This window comes from Variovorax saccharolyticus, assembly GCF_030316765.1.
In the GTDB taxonomy this organism is placed as follows: domain Bacteria; phylum Pseudomonadota; class Gammaproteobacteria; order Burkholderiales; family Burkholderiaceae_C; genus Variovorax; species Variovorax saccharolyticus.
Genome location: NZ_JASZYT010000001.1, coordinates 438,770 through 465,309, shown reverse-complemented (window position 1 = coordinate 465,309; position 26,540 = coordinate 438,770). Strand labels below are relative to the sequence as shown.

General features: G+C 69.0%; 24 protein-coding genes. 10 read left to right on the top strand and 14 right to left on the bottom strand.

Annotation, left to right across the window (positions count from 1 at the left end):
* Positions 1–13: 13 nt before the first annotated feature.
* The 3 genes from QTI45_RS02345 to QTI45_RS02335 all read left to right on the top strand — a co-directional run bounded on the left by QTI45_RS02345 (position 14) and on the right by QTI45_RS02335 (position 5,068).
* On the top strand, positions 14–1,003 hold the full coding sequence (locus QTI45_RS02345; RefSeq protein ID WP_286653380.1) for a helix-turn-helix domain-containing protein: 990 nt from the start codon (positions 14–16) through the stop codon (positions 1,001–1,003).
* A gap of 127 nt (positions 1,004–1,130) precedes the next feature.
* Positions 1,131–3,437, top strand: coding sequence for a primary-amine oxidase (tynA, locus tag QTI45_RS02340; protein WP_286653379.1), 2,307 nt, complete (start codon positions 1,131–1,133; stop codon positions 3,435–3,437).
* Positions 3,438–3,484: 47 nt separating this feature from the next.
* Positions 3,485–5,068, top strand: coding sequence for an amidase (locus QTI45_RS02335; RefSeq protein ID WP_286653378.1), 1,584 nt, complete (start codon positions 3,485–3,487; stop codon positions 5,066–5,068).
* Positions 5,069–5,080: 12 nt separating this feature from the next.
* Here the strand turns inward: QTI45_RS02335 and amaB are convergent, their stop codons facing one another.
* From amaB to QTI45_RS02320, 3 genes are all read right to left on the bottom strand, one after another.
* Positions 5,081–6,586, bottom strand: coding sequence for an L-piperidine-6-carboxylate dehydrogenase (gene amaB / locus QTI45_RS02330; RefSeq protein WP_286653377.1), 1,506 nt, complete (start codon positions 6,584–6,586; stop codon positions 5,081–5,083).
* Complete coding sequence (locus tag QTI45_RS02325) at positions 6,583–7,779, bottom strand: saccharopine dehydrogenase family protein (RefSeq protein ID WP_286653376.1); 1,197 nt, start codon at positions 7,777–7,779, stop codon at positions 6,583–6,585. The genes amaB and QTI45_RS02325 overlap by 4 nt, the downstream gene beginning before the upstream one ends.
* A gap of 241 nt (positions 7,780–8,020) precedes the next feature.
* Positions 8,021–8,719: a Crp/Fnr family transcriptional regulator gene (locus tag QTI45_RS02320; RefSeq protein ID WP_286653375.1), complete on the bottom strand. Its 699-nt coding sequence runs from the start codon at positions 8,717–8,719 to the stop codon at positions 8,021–8,023.
* 35 nt (positions 8,720–8,754) lie between these two features.
* Between QTI45_RS02320 and QTI45_RS02315 the strand changes: the two genes are divergently transcribed.
* From QTI45_RS02315 to QTI45_RS02295, 5 genes are read left to right on the top strand one after another with little or no spacing between them, the layout of a single operon-like run.
* Complete coding sequence (locus QTI45_RS02315) at positions 8,755–9,891, top strand: aminotransferase class V-fold PLP-dependent enzyme (protein WP_286653374.1); 1,137 nt, start codon at positions 8,755–8,757, stop codon at positions 9,889–9,891.
* Positions 9,888–10,334, top strand: coding sequence for a hypothetical protein (locus tag QTI45_RS02310; RefSeq protein WP_286653373.1), 447 nt, complete (start codon positions 9,888–9,890; stop codon positions 10,332–10,334). Before QTI45_RS02315 ends, QTI45_RS02310 begins: the two co-directional genes overlap by 4 nt.
* Before the next feature lie 13 nt (positions 10,335–10,347).
* Positions 10,348–11,337, top strand: coding sequence for a Bug family tripartite tricarboxylate transporter substrate binding protein (locus tag QTI45_RS02305; RefSeq protein ID WP_286653372.1), 990 nt, complete (start codon positions 10,348–10,350; stop codon positions 11,335–11,337).
* A 58-nt stretch (positions 11,338–11,395) separates the two neighbouring features.
* Positions 11,396–11,788 carry a RidA family protein gene (locus QTI45_RS02300; protein ID WP_286653371.1) on the top strand — a complete coding sequence of 131 codons (393 nt, stop codon included), beginning with the start codon at positions 11,396–11,398 and terminating at the stop codon, positions 11,786–11,788.
* 42 nt (positions 11,789–11,830) lie between these two features.
* Positions 11,831–12,631 (top strand): cyclase family protein, encoded by an 801-nt coding sequence (locus QTI45_RS02295; protein WP_286653370.1) that lies wholly within the window; start codon positions 11,831–11,833, stop codon positions 12,629–12,631.
* Here QTI45_RS02295 and QTI45_RS02290 read toward each other — a convergent pair.
* The 10 genes from QTI45_RS02290 to QTI45_RS02245 all read right to left on the bottom strand — a co-directional run bounded on the left by QTI45_RS02290 (position 12,628) and on the right by QTI45_RS02245 (position 20,081).
* Positions 12,628–13,044: a type II toxin-antitoxin system VapC family toxin gene (locus QTI45_RS02290; protein WP_286653369.1), complete on the bottom strand. Its 417-nt coding sequence runs from the start codon at positions 13,042–13,044 to the stop codon at positions 12,628–12,630. The two genes, QTI45_RS02295 and QTI45_RS02290, sit on opposite strands and share 4 nt — an antisense overlap.
* A complete protein-coding gene (locus QTI45_RS02285) occupies positions 13,041–13,280 on the bottom strand; it encodes a FitA-like ribbon-helix-helix domain-containing protein (RefSeq protein ID WP_286653368.1) in 240 nt (79 codons plus the stop codon). Before QTI45_RS02285 ends, QTI45_RS02290 begins: the two co-directional genes overlap by 4 nt.
* A 94-nt stretch (positions 13,281–13,374) precedes the next feature.
* On the bottom strand, positions 13,375–14,418 hold the full coding sequence (locus QTI45_RS02280) for a LacI family DNA-binding transcriptional regulator (protein ID WP_286653367.1): 1,044 nt from the start codon (positions 14,416–14,418) through the stop codon (positions 13,375–13,377).
* The gene (locus QTI45_RS02275) at positions 14,415–15,401 is read right to left on the bottom strand and encodes a 2-hydroxyacid dehydrogenase (RefSeq protein ID WP_286653366.1); all 987 of its coding nucleotides are present in this window, start codon (positions 15,399–15,401) and stop codon (positions 14,415–14,417) included. Before QTI45_RS02275 ends, QTI45_RS02280 begins: the two co-directional genes overlap by 4 nt.
* The gene (locus QTI45_RS02270; RefSeq protein WP_286653365.1) at positions 15,398–16,357 is read right to left on the bottom strand and encodes a sugar kinase; all 960 of its coding nucleotides are present in this window, start codon (positions 16,355–16,357) and stop codon (positions 15,398–15,400) included. The genes QTI45_RS02275 and QTI45_RS02270 overlap by 4 nt, the downstream gene beginning before the upstream one ends.
* Positions 16,357–17,091, bottom strand: coding sequence for a sugar phosphate isomerase/epimerase family protein (locus QTI45_RS02265; RefSeq protein ID WP_286653364.1), 735 nt, complete (start codon positions 17,089–17,091; stop codon positions 16,357–16,359). The genes QTI45_RS02270 and QTI45_RS02265 overlap by 1 nt, the downstream gene beginning before the upstream one ends.
* Positions 17,092–17,107: 16 nt before the next feature.
* Complete coding sequence (locus tag QTI45_RS02260; RefSeq protein ID WP_286653363.1) at positions 17,108–17,881, bottom strand: amino acid ABC transporter ATP-binding protein; 774 nt, start codon at positions 17,879–17,881, stop codon at positions 17,108–17,110.
* A 25-nt stretch (positions 17,882–17,906) separates the two neighbouring features.
* Positions 17,907–18,704 (bottom strand): transporter substrate-binding domain-containing protein, encoded by a 798-nt coding sequence (locus QTI45_RS02255; RefSeq protein ID WP_286367136.1) that lies wholly within the window; start codon positions 18,702–18,704, stop codon positions 17,907–17,909.
* A 46-nt stretch (positions 18,705–18,750) separates the two neighbouring features.
* Complete coding sequence (locus QTI45_RS02250; protein WP_286367135.1) at positions 18,751–19,404, bottom strand: amino acid ABC transporter permease; 654 nt, start codon at positions 19,402–19,404, stop codon at positions 18,751–18,753.
* A 5-nt stretch (positions 19,405–19,409) separates the two neighbouring features.
* Complete coding sequence (locus QTI45_RS02245) at positions 19,410–20,081, bottom strand: amino acid ABC transporter permease (protein ID WP_286367134.1); 672 nt, start codon at positions 20,079–20,081, stop codon at positions 19,410–19,412.
* 147 nt (positions 20,082–20,228) lie between these two features.
* On the opposite strand from QTI45_RS02245, the gene QTI45_RS02240 reads away from it, so the two are divergent.
* Complete coding sequence (locus QTI45_RS02240) at positions 20,229–21,932, top strand: magnesium transporter CorA family protein (protein WP_286653362.1); 1,704 nt, start codon at positions 20,229–20,231, stop codon at positions 21,930–21,932.
* Between the two features lie 17 nt (positions 21,933–21,949).
* Entirely contained in the window at positions 21,950–22,933 is a 984-nt protein-coding gene (locus tag QTI45_RS02235) for a DUF6929 family protein (RefSeq protein WP_286653361.1), read from the top strand.
* A gap of 18 nt (positions 22,934–22,951) precedes the next feature.
* Here QTI45_RS02235 and QTI45_RS02230 read toward each other — a convergent pair whose 3' ends face one another.
* On the bottom strand, positions 22,952–26,467 hold the full coding sequence (locus tag QTI45_RS02230; protein WP_286653360.1) for a patatin-like phospholipase family protein: 3,516 nt from the start codon (positions 26,465–26,467) through the stop codon (positions 22,952–22,954).
* Positions 26,468–26,540 lie beyond the last annotated feature (73 nt).

Sequence of the window (26,540 nt, the reverse complement as noted above, 5' to 3'; positions counted from 1 at the left end):
TCCGGATACCGCCATGGAAGACGTCTGCTACACCACCCTCGACACCCGCGATGCGGACGAGCATGCCGCCGGGCTGAGCGCCTGGGACCAGAAGTACGAGCAGATCTCCGCCGGCCGTTTCAGCGGCCATGTGGAGGACCTGCGTGTCGGGCCGGTGCAGGTGTTCGTGGAGACGGCGAGCCGCTCGGTCTTCCAGTGCGGCATGCCCCGCACCGGGACGCTCACGGTCGGCCTGATGCACCCCGTGGCCGAGGCCGGCTGGTTCTGCGGCCATGCGCTCGAACGCGACCGCATGATCGCCGTGTCTTCGGGTTCCGAATTCGACCTGATCGCGGGCGCCGGCATGGACGTGATCGGCATCTCCATCGACACCGCGCACCTGTCGGCACTGGCCACCCAACTGCGCGGCGGCGAGCAGGCCGCGCAGCCATTGCGAGACCCGTGCGTGCTGGCAACCTCCGCGGCCGTCCAGGCCGGGATGAAGCAGCTCGTCGATTCCGCGCTCGCGCTCGCGCGGCTGCAGCCTGCGCTGCTGCAGCAAGCCGCGGCCCAGCGCATGCTGGCGCTCTCGCTCTCGGAGGCGATGCTCGACGGCGTGGCCGGCGATCGCCACGAAGCGAGCGTGCGGCCCAGCGCCGCCGCCCGGCGGCGCATCCTCTACGCCGCGCGCGACTACATGCACGCCCATGCCGACGAGGCGATCAGCGTGCCCGACCTGTGCCAGGCCACCTGCGCCTCGCGCCGCGCCCTGCAATACGCGTTCGAAGAGATCCTGCACCTCAGCCCCGTGACCTACCTGCGCGTGATGCGCCTGAACCGCGTGCGCGGCGAGTTGCTCGCGCACAGCGACCTGACCGTGGGCGACGTCGCGGCGCGCTGGGGCTTCTGGCACCTGTCGCGCTTCGCGGCGGACTACCGCCAGCACTTCGGCGAACTGCCCTCGGCGACCCGCGCGCGCGGTGCCGCCAGGGCCATGCCAAACGGCATGCTGACCGCCCACTGACCGGCTCGATGCCCCGCTCGAGGCCGTTCGAGGCCCGGGGCGCAGTCTTGCCGAATCGGGATAACGGGTCCCGTGCACTGCCCCGTAACCTCCGTCGAAACCACTCCCACAGCGACGCAGGACTTCGATGCAGCACCCACGGCTTTCATTTTCCCGCCCCTTCCGCCAGCGCGCCGCCGCACTGACGGCCGTCGCGGCCCTCACGGCCGGCGCCGCGCTTTCGGCCTTCGCGCCACCGGCGCACGCCCACGGCGGCGCGGCGCACATGGTGCCGCTGAAGAAGACGCTGGAGGAGTTCGGCGCCGCGGTGCGCTGGGACGGCTTCGCCAACGTCTTCACGATCTCGCGCAACAGCATGCTGGTGCGGGTCAAGCCGGGTTCGCGTACCGCCATGGTGAACGGACAGCCGGTGCAGCTCGACGTGCCGGTGACGATGCGGGGCAACACGGCCTATGTGTCGCACGACTTCATCAACCAGGTTTTCCAGCCGGGGCTGGACAAGACCTTCGCGGTCGAGCGCACCCCCAGTCCGCTCAACCCGCTGACCGCCGACGAGATCCTCGCGGTGGTCGCGATCCTGAAGTCCTCCGGCCGCTACCAGCCCGGCTACCGCTTCACCGAGATCACCCTGAAGACGCCGCCGAAAGACGAGGTGTGGAACTTCGCGCTCACCGGCCAGCCCGTGCGCGCGCCCCGCCAGGCCTCGGTGGTCGTGCTCGACGGCAAGAAGCTGATCGAAGGCACGGTCGACCTCGCGGCGCGCAGCGTCACGAACTGGAAGCCCATCGAGGGCGCGCACGGCATGGTCCTGCTCGACGACTTCGCCACGGTGCAATCGGCCATCGAAGGCAGCCCCGAGTACGCCCAGGCGCTGCGCAAGCGCGACATCCATGACGTGAAGAAGGTGGTCGCAACGCCGCTGACGGTCGGCTACTTCGACGGCAAGGACGAACTGAAGCAGGAGGACCGTCTGCTCAAGGTCGTGAGCTACCTCGACGTGGGCGACGGCAACTACTGGGCCCACCCGATCGAGAACCTGGTCGCGGTGGTGGACCTCGAACAGAAGAAGGTCGTGAAGATCGAAGACCAGGGCGTGATCCCGGTGCCGCTCAAGCCGACGCCCTACGACGGCCGCGACCGCAGCGCGACCCCGGCGCCCAAGCCGCTGGAGATCACCGAGCCCGAGGGCAAGAACTACACCATCAGCGGCAACACCCTGCACTGGCGCAACTGGGACTTCCATGTGCGGCTCGATTCGCGCGTCGGGCTGGTGCTCTCGACCGTCACCTACAACGACCGCGGCACCCGCCGCAAGATCATGTACGAGGGCTCGCTGGGCGGCATGATCGTGCCCTACGGCGACCCCGACGTGGGCTGGTACTTCAAGGCCTACCTCGATTCGGGCGAATACGGCATGGGCACGCTGACCTCGCCGATCGAGCGCGGCCGCGACGCGCCCGACAACGCGGTGCTGCTCGATGCCACCCTGGCCGACTACGCGGGCGCGCCGGCCAAGGTGCCGAACGCGATCGCGGTGTTCGAGCGCTATGCCGGCCCCGAATTCAAGCACCAGGAGATGGGCAAGCCCAACGTCAGCACCGAGCGGCGCGAACTGGTGGTGCGCTGGATCAGCACCGTCGGCAACTACGACTACCTGTTCGACTGGGTGTTCGCCGAGAACGGCACCATCGGCATCAACGCCGGCGCGACCGGCATCGAAGCCGTGAAGGGTGTCAAGTCGCGCACCATGCAGGACCCGACCGCCGCCGAAGACACGCGCTACGGCACCTTGCTCGACCACAACATCGTCGGCACCACGCACCAGCACATCTACAACTTCCGGCTCGACCTCGACGTCGATGGCGAAGCCAACTCGCTGACCGAGATCGACCCGGTGGTCGAGAAGAACACGCGCGCCGGGCCACGCACCAGCACCATGCAGACCGTGCAGCGCACGGTGGCGAGCGAGAAGGCGGCGGCGCAGAAATTCGATGCGTCGACCATCCGCCTGCTGAGCAATCCGAACCGCCTCAACAAGGTCGGCAACCCGGTCTCGTACCAGCTCGTTCCGTACGCGGGCGGCACGCACCCGATCGCCAAGGGCGCCAACTTTGCCAAGGACGAGTGGATCAACCACCGCCTGAGCTTCATGGACCGCCAGATCTGGGTCACACGCTACGACCCGGAGGAGAAGTTCCCCGAAGGCAAGTACCCCAACCGCTCGGGCAAGGACACCGGCCTCGGCCAGTTCACCGCCGACGACCAGCCGATCGTGAACACCGACAACGTGGTCTGGCTGACCACCGGCACCACCCACGTCGCGCGCGCCGAGGAGTGGCCGATCATGCCGACCGAATGGGTCCACGCGCTGCTGAAGCCCTGGAACTACTTCGACGAGACGCCCACGCTCGGGCTGAACCGGCCGGCCAGGTGAGCCGACCGCTCCCCCTCGACTCCAACATCCAGACCACGAGGATATCCATGCAAGACTTCGACCCAACGCCATCCCTCAACGGCACGACCACGGATCGCCGCGACTTCCTCAAGACCGGCGCCGCCCTGCTCGCGACCGCACCGCTGGGAGCGCTGGCCCAGGCAGCGGGTCCGGTCGAGCGGCCCGCCGCCGAGATCACGGGCTGGTCCGCCATCGCCCTGTCGCGCGCGATCCAGTCGCGCAGCGTCTCGTGCGTGGAGGTGATGAACGCCTATCTCGCGCAGATCGACCGTTTCAACCCCAAGGTCAACGCCATCGTCTCGCTGCAGGCGCGCGAAGGGCTGCTCACGCAGGCCGGGCAGCGCGATGCCCAGTTCGCGGCAGCGAAGACCGAAGGCCGCAGCGTCGGCTGGATGCACGGCTTTCCGCAAGCGCCGAAAGACCTCGCGGCCACGGCCGGCATCGTCACCACGCAAGGTTCGCCGATCCTCAAGGACTACGTGCCGAAGACCGATGCCATCGTCGTCGAGCGGGCGCGCAAGGCCGGTGCGATCCTGATCGGCAAGACCAACACGCCGGAGTTCGGGCTCGGCTCGCACACCTACAACACCGTGTTCGGCACCACGCTGAATGCCTTCGATCCGACCAGGAGCGCGGGCGGCAGCAGCGGCGGCGCCGCCGTGTCTCTGGCCTTGAACATGCTGCCCGTGGCCGACGGCAGCGACATGATGGGATCGCTGCGCAACCCGGCCGGGTGGAACAACGTCTTCGGCTTCCGCCCTTCGTTCGGGCGGGTGCCCTACGGCCCGACCAACGAGGTCTTCATGCAACAGCTCGGCTACGAAGGCCCGATGGGCCGCAGCGTGGCTGACCTCGCGATGCTGTTGTCGGTGCAGGCCGGCCATGACGCCCGCGTGCCGCTGTCGATCGACCAAGACCCGGCGATCTTCACCAGGCCGCTGGCCAAGGACTTCAAGGGCGCGCGCATCGGCTGGATGGGCGACTACAACGGCTACCTGCCGATGGAGCCCGGCGTGCTCGACACCTGCACCGGGGCGCTCAAGCACTTCGAGACCATCGGCTGCACGGTGGAAGCGGTTCAGCCCGATTTCTCGATGGAGCGGCTGTGGAAGACCTGGCTCACGCTGCGCGGCTTCCTCGTGGCGGGCGTCGCGGGCGGCCTCTACGCCGATCCGAAGACCCGGGCCCTGATGAAGCCCGAAGCCGTCTGGGAAGTCGAGAATGGCCTCAAGGTCTCGGGTGTGGACGTCTACCGCGCCTCCATCGATCGCAGCGCGTGGTACCAGGCGCTCAACACGCTGTTCCAGCGTTATGACTACCTGGTGCTGCCATCGGCGCAGGTGTTTCCCTTCGATGCCAAGCTGGACTGGCCCAAGAGCGTCAATGGCAGGACGATGGACACCTACCACCGCTGGATGGAGGTCGTCGTCGGCGGCACGCTGGCCGGCGTGCCGGTGCTGAGCGTGCCGGCCGGCTTCGGTCCGGGCGGGCTGCCGATCGGCCTCCAGGTGATGGGCCGCGCCCAGGCGGACCTGGCGGTGCTCCAGCTCGGCCATGCGTACGAACAGGCATCCAGGTACACGGCAAGGCGCAGCCCGCTGCTCGCCTGAAGGCGGCGCGAATCAACCGAACTCGATGCCCTGCGCCAGCGGCAGTTCGGTCGAGAAGTTGATGGTGTTGGTGCTGCGGCGCATGTACTGCTTCCAGGCGTCGGAGCCGCTCTCGCGGTCGCCGCCGGTTTCCTTCTCGCCACCGAAGGCACCGCCGATCTCCGCGCCGCTCGGCCCGATGTTGACGTTGGCCATGCCGCAGTCGGAACCCGCCGCCGACAGGAAGCGCTCGACCTCGCGCAGGTCGTTCGAGAAGATGCATGACGACAGGCCCTGCGGGACGTCGTTGTGCATCGCGATCGCCTGGTCCAGATCGTCATAGCCCAGCACGTAGAGCAGCGGACCGAAGGTTTCCCGGCGCACCAGCTCGGTCTGCGCGGGCATGTCGGCGATGGCCGGGCGGACGTAGAAGGCGTTCGGAAAGCGATCCGCCAGCACGCGCTCGCCGCCCGTGAGGATGCGCCCGCCCTGTTGTTCGACCTCGGCGACCGCATGCCGCAGCGTGTCGCAGGCGGCCTCGTCGATCAGCGGCCCCACCAGCGTGCCCTGTTCGAGCGGGTGGCCGATGCGCAGGCTTTCGTAGGCCGGCAGCAGCTTGGCGACCAGCGCGTCCTTGACCGTGCGATGCACGATGAGCCGCCGCAGCGAGGTGCAGCGCTGGCCCGCCGTGCCCACCGCGCTGAACAGGATGGCCCGCAGCGCCATGTCCAGATCTGCCGCCGGCGTGACGATCATCGCGTTGTTGCCGCCGAGCTCGAGGATGCGCCGGCCGAAGCGCGCCGCCACGCGCGGGCCGACCTCGCGCCCCATGCGCGTGGAGCCGGTGGCCGAGACCAGCGCGATGTCGCTGCTGTCGACCAGTGCCTGGGCGTGTTCCTTGCGGCCGATGACGATCTGCGCGAGTCCTTCCGGTGCGCGATCGCCGAAGCGCGCGATGGCACGCTCCAGCGCCTTGAAGGTGGCGAGGCCCGACAACGGCGCCTTCTCCGACGGCTTGAAGACGACCGGGTCGCCGCACACCAGCGCGATCGCCGCATTCCACGCGAACACCGCACTCGGAAAGTTGAAGGCGGTGATGACCGCCACCGGCCCGAGCGGGTGGTACTGCTCCATGATCCGATGGCCGGGACGTTCCGACACGATGGTCCGGCCATGCAGCTGGCGCGACAGCCCGAGCGCGAATTCGCAGATGTCGATGCCCTCCTGCACCTCGCCCAGGCCTTCCTGCGCGATCTTTCCGACCTCGATCGACACCACGTGGCCGATGTCGGCCTTGGCCTTGCGCAGCTCTTCGCCCCAGAGGCGTACCAGTTCGCCGCGTGCGGGCGCCGGTACCTCTCGCCAGTGGCGGAAGGCGGCCGCGGAGCGCGCGACCACCTCGGGCATCGACGTCATCGGCGCCTCGCGCAGGCGCGCGAGTTCGGTGCCGTCGACGGCCGAGCGCACGCCCAGCGTGCCGCCGGACAGTTCCGATGCGGCGATGCCGCAGCGTTCGAGGATGTTTCGCAGGTCGTTCATGCTCGTGGCTCCTTGCGTGCGTGGCGTCGCGCCTGGGGTGGCCAAGTATGTGCGAAGGTGGCGCCGCGATGGGCGCTGGCGGGCGCCGCACCGCCACCCGGCTCACCGAGCGCGGCGTAGCAGCTGCCGACCCGCGTGCCGAGAAAGTCCTCGAGCGCGACGCGCTCCTGCCCCACGAAGCCGCGCGCCGGCAGGCGCCCGGTACGCAGCAGCTCGAACACGCCGACCACGCCGGCCGCGGTCGCGAGCTCGATGGCCGTGCGGTCCACGCCCCGCAGCCGGCCGCCCTGGATGCGGGCCATGCGCGTCTCCTGTTCGAGCCGGCCGCCGCGCAGCCCGGTTGCCGAGGCGAACACGATCACCGTGTCTTCCCGGCTGTGCGGCACCGCGTGCTCGAGCACCTGTCGCAGCAGGTCGCGCCGTTCGACCAGCCGCAGGTCGTGCAGCAGCAAGGCCATGGCATCGCGATGGCCCGGATAGCGCAGGGTCTTGTAGTCGAGGTTGCGCACGCGGCCCGCCAGCGTCTCGCACAAGGTGCCGAGCCCGCCCGAGGTGTTGAAGGCTTCGTAGGTGTCGCCGTCGAGCACCAGCGTCTCGTGGCCTTCGAGCGGCTGCACCGACACCGGCCGGCCCTGCACGATGGCCGCGCACGGATGGCAGTACTCGTTGATGAGGCCGTCGACGCTCCAGGTGAAGTTGTAGCGCAGCGCGTTGGTGGCGTGGCGCGAGAGCGCGCCGACGCGCAGGTGCAGGTCGTGCAGCTCGTCGAAGCGACCGGCGAGGTGCGCCCCGAGCATGCCGATCACCCCGGGCGCGAGTCCGCACTGCGGCATGAGCACCGACTCGGCGCCGGCGGCCGATGCGCGGATGGCGGCGGTGGCCGCGACATCCTCGGTGAGGTCGAGGTAGTGCACGCCGCGCTTGCGCGCCACCGCCGCGACGCCCGCGGCGAATTGAAAGGGCAAGGCATTGACGAGCAGTTCATGGCCCGCCAACGCGGCCTCCAGTGCCGCGGAGTCCGCCACATCGACCACCGTGCGCCGCACCAGCCGGTCGCCGGGCTCGCTGCGCGAGGGTTCGCGGTCGGCCAGCGTGACCGGGACGCGGTGGTATTCCGCCAGCATGTCGGCCACCGTGCCGCCCACCTTGCCGGCACCCAGCACGAGGACGTTGCGAATCAGGATCGGGCTCATCGGGTTTCTCCTTCCGGCCATCGGGCGGATGAAGAAACTGTAGGAGGCCTGGCGGTCAGGCGGAAGCGGCCATTTCGTCGAAGGGAGCATCCGCTGCCGACGAAACGACGGGCCGGACGATCGAAGCGTCAGGTGCCGCAGCGAACCCTGCGTCGACAAATAAAGGCGGCGGCTTGTAAAGCCGTTGACATACGGCACCGGGACCGGTTCCTACACTGGGCTGCAGTCCCTGCCATCTTCCTCACGACCCCAAGGCAAGCCGTCTCAGCCCCTGCATCTCGCGAATCACGCAATGCGACCTCGCCATCTCGATCAGACCCTGCTCCTGCAACTGCATCAGCACATTGGAAGTCATGACCCGGCTGAGGCCGGCGATGTTGGCCATCTCCTGGTGGGTGAACGAGATCCGTATCGCGACGCTCTGCCCCTGTCCCTGCGCCTCGCCGTAGGTGCCGGCCAGCTGCACCAGGTGATGGATCACGCGCTGCGCGGCCGTCGCCTGGCTCAGCAGCAGGTTCTGGTGCGCCAGCACGCGCAGCTTGACGTTCATGAGCCAGAGCACCTGGCGCATGCAGGCCTCGTCGCGCGCCATCCACTGCTGCAGCAGCGCCACCGCCACCTGCCGCGTGACCACGTCCGACGAAGCCACCGCGGTGACCGAATGCCGGCCGTCAAGGAAGGCGCTGCATTCGCCGACCATCCCCTGCGCTCCGACGATGGCCATGTGTTTCTCGTGGCCGGCCTCCGACAGCAGCACCAGCCGGACACGGCCCTGCTCGACGACATGCACATGGGTCACGGCGTCGCCCTGCGAGAACAGGGTCTGGCCCTTGCGGAAATCCACCCGCGGCGCGCCCTGCGCCATCAGCATCTCCCAGCGGAAGTGCGGCACCTCGATCCACGCCGAAGGGGAAGCCGTCGTCTCTGCGTTCTTGTTCATCGCCTCGAAGCCCGCACGGTCCGTCGGGCAGTTTCATGAAACATCCATTCTCCTCATACCGAAAGCTCTTTCCCATCCTGGACAACGCGGTTCAGCTGTCCAGCTGCTCGCAAAGCGCGCTGAGCCTGCCGGTGCGCCAGGCCATCGACGAGTACCTCGACGTCTGGGTGCGCCGCGGCGCCGACTGGGGCTACTGGATGGACCAGGTGGCCCTGGCCCGCGCCGAGTTCGCTCGCATGATCCACGCCAACGTCGAGGACATCGCGGTGCTGGGCAGCGTGTCGGATGCGGCGTCGGCCATCGCCTCGGCGCTGCGCTTCGACGCCGGACGCCCCGAGGTCGTCACCAGCACGCTGGACTTTCCCTCGATCTGCCACGTCTGGCTGGCGCAGCAGCCGCGCGGCGCGCAGGTGCGCCTGGTCGAAGCCGAGGCTGGCCGCACCGACACCGCGCAGCGGATCGCCGCGGCCATCGACGACCGCACGGCGCTGGTGTCGGTGTCGCAGGCCTGCTTCTACGATGGCCAGATCGTCGACATCGCGGCCACCGGGCAGGCGGCGCGCGCGCAAGGTGCGCTCCAGTTCGTCGATGCCTACCAGTCGGCCGGCTCGATCGCGATCGACGTTCGGGCCCAGAAGGTCGACATCCTGGCGGCCGGTGCCCAGAAGTACCTGCTGGGCATTCCGGGCATCGCCTTTCTCTATGTGCGACCGGCACTGGCGCGGCAGCTCGTGCCCACGGTCACCGGCTGGTTCGGCCGCGTCAATCCGTTCGCCTTCGATCCCGCGCAGCTCGATTTCGCCGACAGCGCCACGCGCTTCAACACCGGCACGCCGCCGATGATGTGCGCCAGCGTCGCGCGCGCCAGCATGGCCCTGCTCAACGAGATCGGGGTGCCCGCGATCCAGGCCTACCTGCAGCAGCTGTCGGCCGTGGCCATCGAGGAGGCGGCGCGCCTGGACCTCGAAGTCGCGAGCCCCCTGGACCCCGCCGCCAAGGGCGCGAACACCGCGATCCGCATCGCCGACGCCGCCGCGATCGAAGCGCGGATGCTGCAGTCGGGCTACGTGGTCTCGGCGCGCAACGACGTGATCCGGATCGCGCCGCACTTCTACAACACGGCCGACGATGTGGTGGGCGCCCTGCGCGAGCTGGCTCGCCTGACACGATGACGGCCACCCACAGCGCTTCGGTGCTCTGCCGCGCGAGCCCGCAGCAGGCCCTGGACTTCCTCGGCGATGGCCTGGCCCTCGGCCAGTGGGCCCTGGGCTGCTGGCAGACCGAGTCGATCGGTGGCGGCGTGGTGCGCGGCCATTCGCTGTTCGACGACACGCCCACCTGGGTGCGCCCGGTCGTCGACAGCGCGCGCCTGACCGTGACCTATCACGTGGGCGGCGCGCCCGATGCGCTGGCCCCGCGCATCCACGCCACGGTCGAGCCCGATGCGGCCACGGGCGGCTGCCGCATCGCCCTGCATGCATCGCGCGGCGCCGACATGGACGACGCCCGCTGGCTGCGGCTGGTGCGCTGCCACGAGCTCGAGGTGCTGCTGATCCAGGCGCGCCTTGAACGCAGCGCCACCGCGTACGCGGCGCAGATTCTGAAACCACGATGAGGAAGAGATGATCATGAACCGACGCCGACTCGGCCAGGCTTTCACGGCCGCGCTGCTCGCACCCGCACTCTCGTCGCCCTGGATCGCCCACGCGAGCACCAAGGCCTACAGCGGTCCGATCCGCGTCTTGGTGGGCTTCCCGCCGGGCGGGGCCACCGACGTGGTGGCGCGGGCCGTGGTCGACAAGCTCGGCAAGGCCATGAACGGCCAGGTGTTCGTGATCGACAACAAGGCCGGCGCCGGCGGCCAGATCGCCGCCCAGCTCCTCAAGGCGGCACCGGCCGACGGCTCGACGATCATGCTGTCGATCGACCACACGCAGGTCATCATCCCGCTGACCATCGCCGCGGCCGGCTACGACCCGGTGAACGACTTCACCGCGCTGGCGGGCGTGGCCTCGTACTACAACGTGCTGGCGGTCAGCGCCGCCACCGGCATCAAGACCATGGCCGAGCTCGGCGCCTGGGTCAAGGCCCATCCCAACGAGGCCAACTACGGCATCCCGGCGGCCGGCAGCGTGCCGCAGTTCATCGGCCACATCATCGGCAAGTCGCTCGGCGTCACGATGAACTCGGTGCCCTACAAGGGCGGCGCGCCGATGGTGCAGGACCTGCTCGCGGGGCAGATCCCGATCGGCATCGCGTCGATGACCGAGCTGATCGAGTACCACCGCGCCGGCAAGGTCCGCATCCTCGCGAGCTCGGGCCAGGAGCGCAGCAAGACCGCGCCCGAGATCCCGACCTTCCTCGAACTCGGCTTCAGCGGCATCGACAAGAACCCCTGGCTGGCCTTCTTCGGACCGAAGGGCCTGCCGGTCGAATTCGTCGAGCAGTTCGACCGCGCGATGAAGACCGCCCTGGCCCAGCCCGACCTGCAGGAGAAGCTGGCCAAGATGGGCAACGAGGTCACGGCGGCTCCGTCGAAGGAGGTCGGACAGTGGGTGGTCGATGCCTCGCGCGGCTGGGGCAATGTCATCCGCGATTCGGGATTCAAGGCGCAATGAGCGCCGCCCGGCCGCCCGAAGGCGCTCGCACCGCAGTGCGCAGCACGGAGGTTGAGCTATGAGCGCCGCCCCTCGCACTTTCATCCAGAGCGGTTCACGCTGGGAAGAGCTGGCCGGCTATTCACGCGCGGTCGTCGACGGCGACTGGATCTTCGTCTCCGGCACCGTCGGCCAGGACTTCGCCAGCGGCGAGTTCCTCGACACGGCCGAGCAGCAATGCGAACTGGCGCTCGACACCATCGAAGGCGCACTGGCGCAGGCGCAGGCCAGCCTCGCCGACGTGGTGCGGGTACGGGTCTACGTGCCCGATCGCGGCGACGTGATCGCGGTCAGCGGCGTGCTCAAGCGCCGACTGGGCGACAACCGGCCCGCCAACACGACCCTCTGCAGCGCACTGGCGGTCGAAGGCGCCAAGGTCGAGATCGAGGTCACAGCCCGGCGCCGGGCCTGAACGAAGCAACGAACGAATTTTTCCCCCGCATAGGAATCCCCGATGAGCATCCTGACCCACCTGGCCGCGGCCCTGCGCGATCGCTCGGTTCGCACGATCGACCTGACCCACACCCTGAGCGAAGATTTCCCGCCGCTGCAGCTGCCGCCTCAATTCGGCCAGGTCGCGGCATTCAAGATGGAGCGCATCTCGCGCTACGACGATGCCGGTCCCGGCTGGTACTGGAACAACTTCACCTGCGGCGAGCACACGGGCACGCACTTCGACGCGCCCGCCCATTGGGTGACCGGCAAGGACCATCCGGGCAACACGGTCGACACCATCGACGCCGGCAACTTCATCGCGCCGGCGGTGGTGGTCGATGCCAGCGCCGAGGTGGCCGAGGATCACGACTGGCTGCTGACGGTGGACTTCCTGCAGGCCTGGGAAGCGCGCCACGGCCGCATCCCCGAAGCCGCCTGGGTGCTGCTGCGCACCGACTGGTCCAAGCGCATCGCCGATCCGGCCGCCTTCGTCAACATGCGCGAGGACGGCGCCCATACGCCGGGGCCGACGCAGGAGGCGGTCGAGTGGCTGATCGGCGAGCGCAAGGTGCACGGCTTCGGCGTCGAGACGATCAACACCGATGCGGGACAGTCGCATGGATGGCCGCTCGCCTACCCTTGCCACACGCTGATGCATGGCGCGAACCGCTACGGACTGCAATGCCTGAAGAACCTCGACCAGCTGCCGCCGACCGGGACGCTGATCGTGTCGGCGCCGCTGAAGATCCAGGAGGGGTCGGGGAGTCCGCTGCGGGTGCTGGCGCTGGTCGAGGACGGTTTCGGCAGCACGCGGGCCTAGCCAACCCAGGGATTGATCACCGCCAGCCCTGCTGCCTCGAAAGGACTCGTGTCACGGGTCGCGACCGAAAATGCGTGAACGCGCGCGATCGCCGCGATATAGCCATCTGCCACCCCGATCGCCAAGCCGTCGCTTCGCGCCCGTGCCATCAGTTCGGCATAGGCTTGCGAAGCGGTCAGGTCGAATGGCAGCACGCGGCCGCTGAACAACGGAAGGACCCGATTTTCAATGTGCTCGTGCAAGGCATCGCGGCGCTTCCCGGCCGGCATTGCCGCCACGCCGAAGCGCAACTCGGCAACCGTGATCGCGGCCATGTACAGCGTTTCTATGCGCTGCGCATCGATCCATGCCACCACGCGGCCATCGGCGACGCGCATGGGTTCCGATATGACGTTGGTGTCGAGCAGGATCATTCAAATCTCAAAGGCTCCGCGGGCGTCTTGTCCCGGCTGATTTTCAGATCGATGCCTCCGAGTTCGCGGCCGATTTCCGCCAGCAGGGAACCAAGTTTGACTCGTGCTTCAGGCGTTACCGCCGCCTCCAGGATGAAGCGGATTTCAGCCTCTGTGCTGCGGCCATGCGTGGCCGCACGCACGCGAATGGCGCGGTGTACCTCGTCGGGGAGATTTCGAACGGTGATGACTGGCATTGACTTCACCCTTTAGATATGCATTCAATGATGTCATTTTATTTATTTGACGTCAAGAAGAAGGCTGCGGCAACCGCCCGCCACAGCCCCGGCCTCACCCCCCGCCCGACGACCCCCGCACCACCAGCTCCCCCGGCAGCAGCAGCTGCCGCGCCGGCCCTTCCAGCCCTTTCAGCCGCTCCAGCAGGCAGGTCGCCGCGGTCCGGCCGATTTCCTCGGTCGGCTGCGCGATGGCACTCAGGCCGGGCCCGATCAGCGGCGCCCATTCGGGGTCGTCGAAGCCCACGAAGCCGATGTCCTCGCCGAAGCGCAAGCCCAGCCGCGCCATCGCCGCTGCCACGCGCAGGGTCACGACCGCATTGCCCGCCAGCACCGCCGCGCGTTTGCCGCGCTTCGCCCGCTTGTGCAGGGCGCGCAGCGCCGCGTCGAGGCCATCGCCGTCGTCACCCGTGGATTCGTACACCTCGCCGGCCACGCGTGGCTCGTGGGCCGTCACGCAGTCGCCGAAGGCCGCGGTCCGCTCGCGCCGCGAGCTCACGCCCTTCAGCGGTTCGGTGATGTAGAGCAACTCGCGGTAGCCGCCGTCGACCAGATGGCTGCAGGCCGACTTCATGGCGGCGGCGTTGTCCAGCGAGACGAAGTCGGTGTGCATGCCCGCATGGCGGCGGTCGACCAGCACCGCCGGCTTGCCGTGCAGCGCGTCGGCATCGACCAGGCCGGCGCCGCGCCCGAGCGTGTTCAGGATGAAGCCATCGACCTGGTAGCCGGCCAGCGCATTGATCGCCTCGCGCTCGCGGTCGATGTCGTTGCCGAGGTTGAACAGCATCACGAGGTAGCCCGCATCCTGGCAGGCCTTCTCCGCGCCGCGCAGCACGGCCACCGAATAGGGATTGGTGATGTCGGCCACGATCAGGCCGATCAGGCGCGAGCGGCCGTGGCTCAGGGCCTGCGCCATCGGGCTCGGCGTATAGGCCAGCTGCGCCACTGCGGCTTCGACCCGGGCTGCGATGTCGGGACTCAGCAGCCGTTCGCGGTGGTTCAGGAAACGCGACACCGTGGCCTTCGAGACGCCGGCCGCCTTGGCCACGTCGGCGATGGTGGCGCGCGCCGGCCGCGGCGCTGGGGCTGCGGCGCTCACGCGGAAGCGGTGTCGAAAACCGCCGCGGGGCGTTCGCCGGCGAGCGCCTGCAGCAGGTTGGTGGTCGCCAGCTCGGCCATGGCGTGCCGGGTCTCGTGCGTGGCCGAGCCGATGTGCGGCAGCGGCGTCACGCGCGGATGGGTGCGCAGCGGCGACGCCGCCGGCAGCGGCTCGGTCGCGAAGACATCGAGGCCGGCCGCCCGCAGCGTGCCGTGATCGAGCGCCGCCAGCAGCGCGTCTTCCTGCACCGTGGCGCCGCGGCCGCCATTGATGAAGACCGCGCCCGGCTTCATCGCGGCGAAGACGCTCGCATCGATCATGCCGCGCGTGCTGTCGGACAGCGGCAGCATCGCGACCACGAAGTCGGCGCGCGCCAGCAGTTCGGCGAGCGGCGTGTGGACGGCGCGGCCCTGCAGCTCCGGCGCCTGCGACGCGAGGTCGACCGGCCGGCGTGCGTGGTACAGCACGGGCATGCCGAAGCCCAGCGCAGCGCGGCGGGCGATCGCCTGGCCGATGCGCCCGAAGCCCAGCAGGCCGAGCGTCTTGCCATGGACATCGAAGCCGAACAGGTCCTCGGCGATGTTTTTCGTCCAGGCGCCGTCGCGCACCAGATTGGAGAGTTCGACGACCCGGCGGCTGGTGGCCATCAGGAGTGCGAACACCGTGTCGGCCACGGTCTCGTCGAGCACGCCCGGCGTGTGGCACAGCAGGATCCCGCGCGCATGCAGCGAGGCCAGCGCGTAGTTGTCGACGCCGACCGAGACGCTGGACACGACTTCGAGCCGCGGCGCGCGCGCCAGCAGCGCATCGTCGACCGGAAAGCTGGAGCCGATCAGGCCATGGGCCAGCGGCAGCGCCGCGTCGAAGGCGGCGCGCTGCGCGTCCAGGCGCGGATTGGCGACCGTGACTTCGTGCGCGGCCTGCAGCCGCGCGAGCTGGTCGTCGGGCAACTCGCGAAACACGAGGACGTTCTTGCGTGTCACAGGCCGGCCTCCTCGAGCTGCACGCGCGTCGGCAGGCCTTCGGTGTCGCCGAGCACCTGCACCGCGCGGGCACCGATCCAGGCGCCGCGGCGGACCGCCTCGGGCACCGTCCGGCCTTCGAGCAAGGCACTGACCACGCCGGCCGCGAAGCCGTCGCCGGCACCCACGGTGTCGATGATCTCCTTGACCGGGAATCCTTCGACACGCCCCGTGCCGGCCAGATCGCTGTCGTAGTAGGCGCCTTCGGCGCCGAGCTTCACGACCACCAGCTTCGCGCCAAGCTGGCGATAGAAGCGTGCCACGCCCTCGGGCGTCGTCTCGCCGGTGAGGATGAGGCCCTCCTCGATGCCGGGCAGCACCCAGTCGGCGCGCGAAGCCAGTTCGTTGATCCAGTGCCGCATCGTCTCCGGCGACGACCACAGCGTCGGCCGCAGGTTGGGATCGAAGGAGATCGTGCGGCCGGCCGCGCGCATCACGTCCATGCATCGGATGGCCGCCTGCAGGCTGGTGTCGGAAATCGCCGCGAACACGCCGGTGGCGTGCAGGTGACGCGCCGAACGCAGCCAGGCCTCGTCGACATCGGACGGGCCCATGTGACTGGCGGCCGAGCCCTTGCGGTGGTATTCGACCGGCGGGTCGCTGCCGTCGGTCACCCGGCCCTTGAACTGGAAGCCGGTGCGCTGGCTCACATCGCAGATCACGTGCGAGCAGTCGATGCCCTCGTCCTGCATCGCCGCCAGCAGCGCGCGGCCCATCGAGTCGGTGCCGAGCCGGCTGGCCCAGCCGACCTTCAGGCCGAGGCGCGACAGGCCGATCGCGACGTTGGTCTCGGCACCGGCGGTGCGCTTGTGGAAGGCGGTGGCGTTCTCGATCGGGCCGGGTCGATCGGCCACCAGCAGCAGCATGGCCTCGCCGAACAGCGCGACATCGAAGGCGGCAGCGGAAGTGTTCGTCATCACAGGGCCCGGATGAGCGCGACCTGGTCGCGCGTGACGGCATGCAGGTCGTCGCCGACCAGCGGGTATTCGATCGCGCGCGGCACGTCGGCCGGCAGCGCGCGCAGCACGGCGCGCCATGGCGCGGCCGAGTCGGCCAGCGGCACCGCGACCCACTTGGCCGCCAGCCGCTGCGCGCCCTTGCAGTGCACATAGCGCACGCGGCGGCCCAGCGCCTGGGCCGCCTGCAGCGGGCATTCGCCGACCCAGTGCCAGTTGCCCATGTCGAAGGTCATGCCGAGCTCGAGGCCCGCGCGGTCGGCGGCGTCGAAGAAGGCTTGCAGCGCCGGCAGCGTGCCGGCCGCGACGGTCTGGTCGTTCTCGATCACGAGCTCGATCCGGGTCTCGGCCAGCTGCACCTTGAGGCCCCACAGCGAACCGTGCGAGGCCGGGCCGAAGTCGCCGATCGACATCTTGAGCCGCCTGGCACCCAGCGTGGTCGCCGCGGCGATGCCGCGGCCGAGCGCGGCGCTGTCCAGCCAGCCGCCCTCGGCCCACAGCCCCTCGGGGCTGGAATAGACCGAGGCCAGGCCTGCCATCGCGGGCAGTTCCGAGACCGGGTCGCGCAGCAGTTCGCCGCGCACCTCGACGCTGTCGGCACCGGCGGCGCGCGCGAGCTGCGCGCACCAGAGCTGGCCATGGCGCCCGATCTCCGCGGCGCCGAAAGATGAAAGAGAAATCAGAACCGGCGTCATGTCGTCGATCGCGGCGTCAGTGCGCCTGGTGTGAACTGAGGATCTGGCCGAGAAACTGGCGCGTCTTCTCGTGCTGCGGATTGCCGAAGAACTCGGTTGGCGGGCCCTGCTCGATGATCCGGCCGTCGGCCATGAAGATCACGCGATCGGCCACGCTGCGTGCGAAGCCCATCTCGTGCGTCACGCACAGCATGGTCATGCCATCTTCGGCCAGCCCGATCATGGTGTCGAGCACTTCCTTGACCATCTCGGGATCGAGCGCCGAGGTGGGCTCGTCGAACAGCATGATCTTGGGCGCCATGCACAGCGCGCGCGCGATCGCCACCCGCTGCTGCTGGCCGCCCGAGAGCTGGCTCGGGTACTTGTGGGCCTGCTCCGGGATGCGCACCCGCGTCAGGTACTTCATCGCCACCTCTTCGGCCTCGGTCTTGCTCATGCCGCGCGAGCGCATCGGCGCCAGCGTGCAGTTCTGCAGGATCGTCAGGTGCGGGAACAGGTTGAACTGCTGGAACACCATGCCGACCTCGGCCCGCACCGCGTCGACGTTCTTGCCGCCGGCGGTGAGGTCGATGCCGTCGACCACGATCCTGCCCTTCTGCACCGTCTCGAGCCGGTTGATGCAGCGGATCAGGGTCGACTTGCCCGAGCCCGAGGGTCCGCAGATCACGATGCGCTCGCCGGTGCGCACCGACAGGTCGATGCCGGTCAGCACCTGGAAGCTGCCGTACCACTTGTTGACCGCGTCCATGCGGATGATCGGATCGGCGTTGGTCGTGGCTGCGTCGCTCATGGATGTTCCCTGGGGTCGGTTCGTCTTACTGCAGCTTCGGAAGATCCGTCTGCAGCCACTTCTGGTAGAGCTTGTTCAGCTCGCCGTTGGCCGAGTTCTTGGCCACGAAATCGTTGACCGCCTTCGTCAGCTCGTCCTGGCCGGGGCGCATCGCGATGCCCATGTTCTGCTGCACCAGGTTGAACTTGTTCTCGAAGGTGTTCGGCGGCACGCGCTTGGCGATCTGCGCCGCGACCGTGGTCGACGCGCCGATGGCGTCGACCTGGCCCGACATCAGGGCCTGCATGGCCGAGGCGTCGTCGTCGAAGCGACGGATCTCGGTGCCTTCGGGCGCCGCCTTGGTCACGGCCACGTCCTGCGTGCTGGCACGCGCCACGCCCACGCGCAGACCCTTCAGGTCGGCCGCGCTCTTGATCGGCGTGCCGGTCTTGCCGTACAGCACGATGGTCGCTGCCGCGTACGGCTGCGAGAACTGCACCTGCTTGGCGCGCTCGGGCGTGATCGCCAGCGAGGCGACCAGCAGGTCGACCTTGTTGGTCAGCAGGAAGGGGATGCGGTTGGGGCCGGTGACCGGCACGATGTTGGCCTTGACGCCCCACTCCTTGGCCAGCAGCTTGGCGACATCGGCGTCGTAGCCGTCGGGCTGGTTCTTCGCGTCGGTGGTGCCGTAGGGCGGGAAGTCGACCAGCATGCCGATCGTGATCTCGCCCTTCTTCTTGATGTCGGCCACGCTCTGGGCCGAAGCGAAGGGGGCGAACGCCGTCAGCGCGGCGCCCAGGCCCAGTGCTGCGATCGCAGCGCGGCGGGTGGTGGAACGGATCATGTCGAAGGTCTCCTAGGTTGAGGACTTGGATGAAGAACGGGAAAACTCAGCGGGCCAATGCACGGGCGCGCTTGCGCTCCATGCGCGCGGCCAGCAGCGACAGCGGCCAGCAGATCGCGAAATAGATCGCGGCCACGGTGGTGAACACATGCAGCGGCTGGAAGGTGGCGTTGTTGATGATCTGGCCGGCGCGCGTGATTTCGGTGAAGCCGATGATGGCCGCCAGCGAAGTGCCCTTGATGATCTGCACCAGGTAACCCACGGTGGGCGGCAGCGCGATCTTGAAGGCCTGCGGCAGCACCACGTCGCGCATCCGTGCGCCGTAGTTGAGGTTCAGCGCCTCGGCCGCCTCCCACTGGCCGCGCGGGATCGCCTCGATGCAGCCGCGCCAGATCTCGCCGAGGAAGGCGGCGCTGTTGAGCACCAGCGCGATGCCCGCCGCGATCCAGGGATTGATATCGAGCCCCAGCACCGGCGCGCCGAAGAAGATCAGGAACAGCTGCAGCAGCAGCGGCGTGCCCTGGAAGATCTGGATGAAGCCGGTCGACAGCAGGCGCGCCGCCTGGTTGTCGGAGGTGCGCGCCAGCGCGATCGCGAGGCCGAGGATCGCGCCGCCGACGAAGGCGATCGCCGACAGCGCCAGCGTCCACTGGGCCGCTTCGAGGATGAACAGGAATTCGGGAAAGCCGAAGGTACGCATGGTGTTCAGCGCCGATCCGGATAGTTGAGGGTGCGCTTGTAGATCAACTTGAACAGCGCCGAGAACGCCAGCGACAGCGCCAGGTAGATGCAGGCCACGACGATGTAGATCTCGAAGCTGCGGAAGGTCTGCGACTGCAGGTTGGCGGCCACCGAGGTCAGGTCGTCGGCCGAGATCACCGAGACCACGGCGGAGCTCAGCATCAGCAGGATGAACTGGCTCGTGAGCGCCGGGTAGATGGCCTTGAGCGCCGGCTTGATGATCACGAAGCGGAAGATCTCCCAGGGCTTGAGGTTGAGCGCCCGCCCGGCCTCGATCTGTCCCTTGGGAATCGACTCGATGCCGGCCCGCACGATCTCGGCCGCGTAGGCGCCGAGGTTGACCACCATCGCGGTCAGCGCCGCGGTGTAGGGCGACCAGCGCAGCCCGATCGCCGGCAACGCGAAGAAAAAGAAGAACAACTGCACCAGGAACGGCGTGTTGCGGATCACCTCGATGTAGGCATTGACGATGAAGCGCAGCCAGGCGGGCCCGGAGGTCTTGCCCCAGGCGCAGAAGACCGCCACCACCAGGCCCAGCAGCGTCGCCACCAGCGACAGCTGGATCGTGATCCAGGTGCCCTTGAGCAGCAGAGGCCAGGCGGCGAAGACGGCGTCGAACTGGAATTGGTAGTTCACGGGAGGCGTCGGTTCGGTGACAGGTTCGGTGTTGGTGCGCCGTGCAAACAAAAGCACTTCATTGCAGGGCACCGAAGTGTATGTGAAACCGGTTTCAGCACCAGCCTAGGGATTTCCCTAGGACAGCGCCATGCCTACACTGGCGAGATGCCCTTCACCGAAACGGCGGACGCCGAAGCAGAGTTTTCCGGCGCAGTTGCAGCAGCTCCCGTGAAGCACCTGCGCCAGACCCTTCTTTGGCCCCTGCGCCTGATGCCGACCACCCAGCCGCGCCATGCGCATCGCGGCCCGTGGCAGGTCTTGCGCGACCTCGGCGACGCCTCCCCCTGGCGCGAGGAGATCGACGAGTACACCGGCGCCAGCGACCGCTTCCACGAGCGCCACTACAACGAGTTCGTGAGCTTCCTGCCCTATGTGCAGCGCTTCCTGTACGGCGACGGCCGCAAGGGCCGCGCGGCCGGCGGCGCCAACGGCGGCGACTCCCCGATGCGGGTCTTCCGCCGCAGCGACATCGCCGCGGTGCGCGTGGTGGCGCGGCAAGGCGACGCGCCGATCACGCTGCAGGTGGTGCATGTCGATCTCTACTTCTTCTTCGACGTCGACGTGGTGCTGCTCAACCTCGAGGTCGGCGTCGACCACCTGAGCCTCGCGCAGGCGCAGGAGATCCTGTATCGCTTCGGCCGCGCCTATCCGGGCGGCTGGGACGCGCAGGGGCAGGCGCTGCACTGCATGCACAGCGTCGAATGGCTGGCCGCCGACGGCAGCGTGCTGGCCGCCTCCGATGCGCAGCAGCGCGAGGCCTTCCTCGCGCACGTGGCGGAGCACCGCGCGCCGCGGCTCGCCGCCCACTGGGCCTGGCTCATGAGGCCGCTGGTCAGCGACCATTCGGACGAGGCCGGCGCGCTGCGCTTTCGCCAGATCGAGTACTACCGGATGCCGGTGATGGCCTACCTGGCGCTCGACGACCCGCGCCGCCTCTCGCGCAGCGATTTCATCCGGCTCGCGATGGTGACCGGCACGGCCGAGCCGGCCACCGGCGCGTCCGGCCCCCTGCCCTACATCGAGGAGCAGGTGGCCGATTTCGAGCAGCGCTATTGCTACGACCGCTTCTGGACCGATGCCGGCGCCGCGCCGCGCACGCGCTACCTGTGCAACGGCCGCGCCCTGATCGTGATCGGCGACGCCCATGCCGAGTACTTCTGCTGCCGCGACCGCGGCGTGCTGGCGCAGTTCCGCCACCAGCACTTCCTGCTGTTCCTGATCGCGCATTTCCAGAAGGCGGCGCTGCTCATGTACTCCGACCGGCTGGTCGAGGCCCTGCGCAATCTCGACATCCACGACGTCGCCAGCGTGAAGCGCTTCAAGCGCGCGATCCGCGCCAGCTTCGAGGGCTTCCTGCGCTTCACGCACCGCTACTGGTTCCACGAGATCTCGGAGCAGGCGCAGGTGCGCGCGCTGTCGCACCTGTGCGCCACGCACCTCGGGCTCGATCCGCTCTACGACGAGGTCAAGGAGCGCATCGCCGACATGAACACCTACCTCGACGCCGACAGCCTGCGCCGGCAGGCCAACACGGTGGTGCGGCTCACGGTGGTGACGCTGTTCGGCCTGATCGGCACCATCACGACCGGCTTCCTCGGCATGAACCTGCTGGCCGAGGCCGACTCGCCGCTGTGGCGCAAGTTGCTGTGGTTCGGCATCGTCTTCGCGTTCACCACTTGGCTCACGGTCTACACCATGGTCAAGTCGAAGCGGCTGTCGGACTTCATCGATGCGCTGTCCGACGAGCGCCACACGCTGCGCAGCAAGCTCGGCGTGCTGGCGCGGGTCTGGCGCGCGGGCTCGGGCTGAAGGAGCGGGCTGTTCCCATGACAAGAAAGCTGTTCGCTTCGTTGCTGCTCGCCACGCTGGCATGGTGCGCCCAGGCGCACGACCTGGACATCCGCATCCGCGGGCCCGTCGTCGAGAAGAAGCTGCCGTCGGGCTCCGGCATGAGCTGGCACAAGGGCCGCTACTTCGTGGTCGGCGACGACTCGCCCTACCTGTTCGTGCTCGACCGCAAGTTCGCGATCACCGATCGCGTGCTGCTGAAGGACTACCCGGTCCAGGCCGACGGCCGCATCTCGAAGAAGCTCAAGCCGGACTTCGAGGCCATGGCAAGCGTGGCCTGGAACGGGTCGGTCTGGAACCTGATCCTGGGCTCGGGCGGCGTGAAGGGGACGCGGGAGCTGGGCCTGCTCGTCTCCACCGACGGCAAGTTCAAAGTGCGTGCGCAGGACATGGGGGGCCTCTATCAGGACTTCGCGGCCCTGGCGGGCTTCCAGGGCGGCCAGGCCGTCAACATCGAAGCCCTGGCGATCGCCCGCGGCGATGCCTTCTTCTTCAATCGCGGCAACGCCGTGCGCAACCTGGTGTTCAAGGTGGCGCTCGGCGATCTCATGGACTACATGACCGGCAAGACCCGCAGGATCGCCGGCATCCGGATGCACGAAGCGCAGCTGCCGCGATTGCAGGGCGTGGAGGCGGGATTCTCCGGCGCCGACTTCTGGCCCGAGATCGACAGCCTGGTCTACAGCGCCTCCGTGGAGAATTCCGGCAACGCCCACGATGACGGGGCGGTGCTGGGCAGCTACCTGGGCCTCATTCCGCTGACGGCGCTGAAGGACGGCGCGACACTGGACCTGACTCGCAGCGCGCGACTCATCTCCAGAAACAACGCCCCCGTCAGGACCAAGGTGGAATCGGTCGCGCTGACGCACACGGACCGCCGCCGCGCGACCGGTGCCCTGGTCAGCGACAACGACGACGGCAGCAGCGAGTTCTTCGATCTGGTGCTGTCGATCCGGCCCTGAGCCGGCCGGGCCGACGGATCAATTGCCTCCTGCATCCCGAGGCCGCGGCAGCCAGACCTCGATCGCCCCCGGGTCCGCGACGATCGGGCGCGGCAGCAGCTGGATCGCCCATGGCTGCCCGGTCGGCGACTGTGCGGTCCGGGTCAATGCCTGGGCACAGGCACGCGAGGACTCCTCGCGGATGACGACGGTCGGCACCGGGTGCCCCACCGGCGGCGCGCGCCCGGCGCGGCGCGAGGTGCTCAGCACATCCTCGATCGGCGGCACCGATGCCCCGAGCTCGCGCCACGGACCGCGCCAGGCGCGCGCCTTGTCGCGCAGGCCGGTGCCGTAGGTCAGGATGTAGACCACCGCCCCTTCGCAGGCGTTCGGCGCAATCGGTGGCAGGGCGGCCGTGCCGTCGGGTGACGGCGGGTACGCCGGCGGCGCTGCGCCGGCCATCGGCGGCGCGCTCGCCACCAGATCGCCGGCCCCGAATCCGCTGAGGCGGTCGCGCAGCCAGACGGCCAGCCTGAAGGGCTCCGGCAGCGTGCCACTGCAGTTCTGCTTGGAGCCGGTCTGGCCGCTGTAGTCGCGCGCCCAGTAGCGCGGCGCGCAAGGCGGCGCCTGCGCCGGCTGCAGGCAGTCGATGCCGTTGCCGGGATCGAGCAGCCGCGCGCAGGCCGGCGTGCGCTGCTGCGCCGGCTCGTCCGCACAGGCATGCTTGGCGTCGTCGACCATCCGCACCGAGAGACGGAACTTCGTCATGAAGTTGTCGCTGCCCTCGCGGCACAGCAGGTCGCCGGTGCGCAGCAGCTCGGCCGCCAGCAGCGCCGGCGCATCGCCTCCTCCTCCTCCGCCTCCGTTGCGCAGGTGGGCCCAGCGTTCGGTGAGGTCCTTGAAGGCGCTGTTCTCGGATCGCTCCTGTTCGGCGCGCTGGGTGCGCCAGCTGTCGATGCCCTGCCAGGCGGCGACGCCGAAGGTCGCGGCGGTGCCGATGCCGATCGACGCCGTCACCGCGCCGGCCTTCAGCACCCGGGCCTGCAAGCGGCTCATCGATCCCACCGCGGCGGCCGCGGCGCTGTCCTTGTCGGTCGGCTTGGCGCCGCGGGCGCTCGAATCCGGCTGGCCATCATCGAGCACGAACAGGCCCGGCGCGCCCTGCGCCACGTGGGCCAGCAGCTCCCCGTCCAGCCTGTAGCCGATCTCCGAGCCGAGCCGGAAGTAGCTCTCCCACTGCGCCTCGTCGAAGAACTGGTCGGTGGTCGGTTGCTGCGGGAACAGCGGGTTGGCGGCCTTGAAGTTCACCAGGTCGACCGGCAGCGAGGCCGAGACGTTGGGCTTCACGAGCACGATCTGGCCGGTGGCACCGCTCGCGTAGCGCACCTGGGCCAGCGCCAGGCAGGCCTGGCTGCTCGGCGAGGCCAGGTCGTTGAGCGAGCCGAAGGCACCGAGATGGGTCCATTCGGCATCGGGCCGCGGTTTCATGAAGGTGATCTCGGCATTGAGATCGATGCGGGCCCTGCGGATCAGGATCTCGAGGTCGCAGAAGCGGTAGTCCGGATCGGCGCCGCAGTCCGCGATCACGATCAGCGCCGCCTCCTGCCGCAGCAGCGCGTAGGCGCCGGTGTTCTCGAAGTGGCCGCCGTCGCTCAGGTACCAGTTGGCCGAACTGCTGCCAGGAAAGGCCCCGAAGCACTCGAGCAGCAGGAAGCGGCTCTTCATCAGCAGCGGGCTCGCATGCACCACCGCGCCGTGCTGGCTGATGCCCGCGCCCGCGCTGTTCCACCAGTAGCCCAGCCGGAGGCCCGCGAACACCGACAGCGCCGAGATGCCGCGCTTGGTGAGCCGCCCCAGCCCCGGTGCGAAGGCGGCGCCGGAGATCGCCATCCAGGCGCCCAAGGTGAGCGCGCCATCGCCGCGGGCCTGCGCCCAGGGCGCGCCTCCGGCCTGCATCCAGCCCAGCGGGCCGATGGTCAGCGGCTGGCTCTTGCGGTCGCGGTTGAACAGCCGCTCCTTGGTGTCGTGCGTCTGGTTGACGCAGACGTTGGCCAGGTGGACCGGGCCGCCATGGGCGTGCGGTGCGTAGTGCAGCTGCGAGATGTCGTCGTGCGCATCGACCTCGCCCACCGGCACCTCCGGCGGCTCCAGCCCGGAGACGTTGTCGGTCGGCCGGGCCCCCAGCCGCCGCGCATTGGCGGCGCCGAGGTAGCCGCGCACGATGCGCGCCTTGTAGAACATGTGCAGCGAGGACGCGTTCAGGAAGGCGAAGTTGCGGCCGGTCGCGAAGGCATAGACGCCGATGATCACGGCGATGGTGCCGAGCCAGGCCCAGCCGCGCATGAAGTCCAGCCCGGCCGGCGTGAAGATCGGCAGCAGCACGGCCGCATACACCACGCCGACCCACCAGGCGGCGAGGCAGAAGGCCAGCACCAGCCCGAGCAGGCTGACCAGCGTCATCATCAGCGTCTTGCCGATGCCGGGCAGTTCCTGCCGATGCGACAGCAGCATCGGCAGCACGCCGCGCAGCACCGCCGCGGCCACCAGCAGCACCGCCCCATACGAAACCCGCTGCTCCTGGCTCTCCGCCGCCAGCCACCAGGCGCTGCGATCGAGCAGGCCCAGCATGACGATCAGCAAGGCCGAATTGAGGACGGAGGCCAGCCGATCGGTCAGTTCGTTGCGCAACTCGCCGGCCGACTGCTTGCGGCTGCGATGCAGCACCCACAGCAGCGCCACCACCCAGCAGGCCGCGAAAGCCTCGAAGGCCGGCGCCAGCCACGGCGGGCCGCTGTAGCGCTGCATCAGCCTCGGGGCGACGAAGGCGGCGCCCAGGCCCAGCGCCAGCCACATCGCGACCTGCAGCAGCATCGACGACCTGGACGGCTTGTCGTGCACCGACCAGTAGGCGCAGGCGAGCACCACCGAGGCGAGAAAGGGCCCGACCAGCGTGAACCACAGCGTCGGCCACTGGGTCGCCCACTCGACCACCAGCCGCATGTACTGCGCCGCATACATCTCGGGCGTTCGCACCACCGCATCGGGCGGCACGCTGTTGAGGTCGACGGCGCGGAAGACGGCGTCCCACAACAGCAGATTGGTGGCCGCCAGCACCATGCCTATCAGGCTGGCGGCGATCGCCAGTTCGATGTGGGTGGCCAGAAGATTGCGCAGGTACAGCGCGGTGGCGAACAGCGTGTCGCGCAGCCCGCCCGGGATCAGGTAGCGGCCGTTGGCGCGCAGCCACCAGCCGAAGCGTGCGCGATCCACGTCGCCCAGCGCGCTTTCGATGTCGCGCACCTCCTGGGCCGAGCGGGCGTTGGTGCACAGCCGCCCGAGCGCCGCGCCGATGTAGCCACCGCCCGAGACGGTCGACACCAGGTCGAACTCGAGCAATTGCCGCCGCGCCGCCAGCGCCTTCAGCAGGCCCAGGCAGAACGTGGCGCTGCGGATGCCGCCACCCGACAACGCCAGGCCCCAGGGCCGTCGGCCATCGTCGGCGCCATGCAGGGCGCAGCGACGTTCGGCGACCAGCTTCTGGATGGTCTCGTCCATTCGGCTCCTCGTCGTTCGATGCAATATTTCATGCGCGAGGAGATCGATCAATGGCTCGAACGGCCTATGCCGG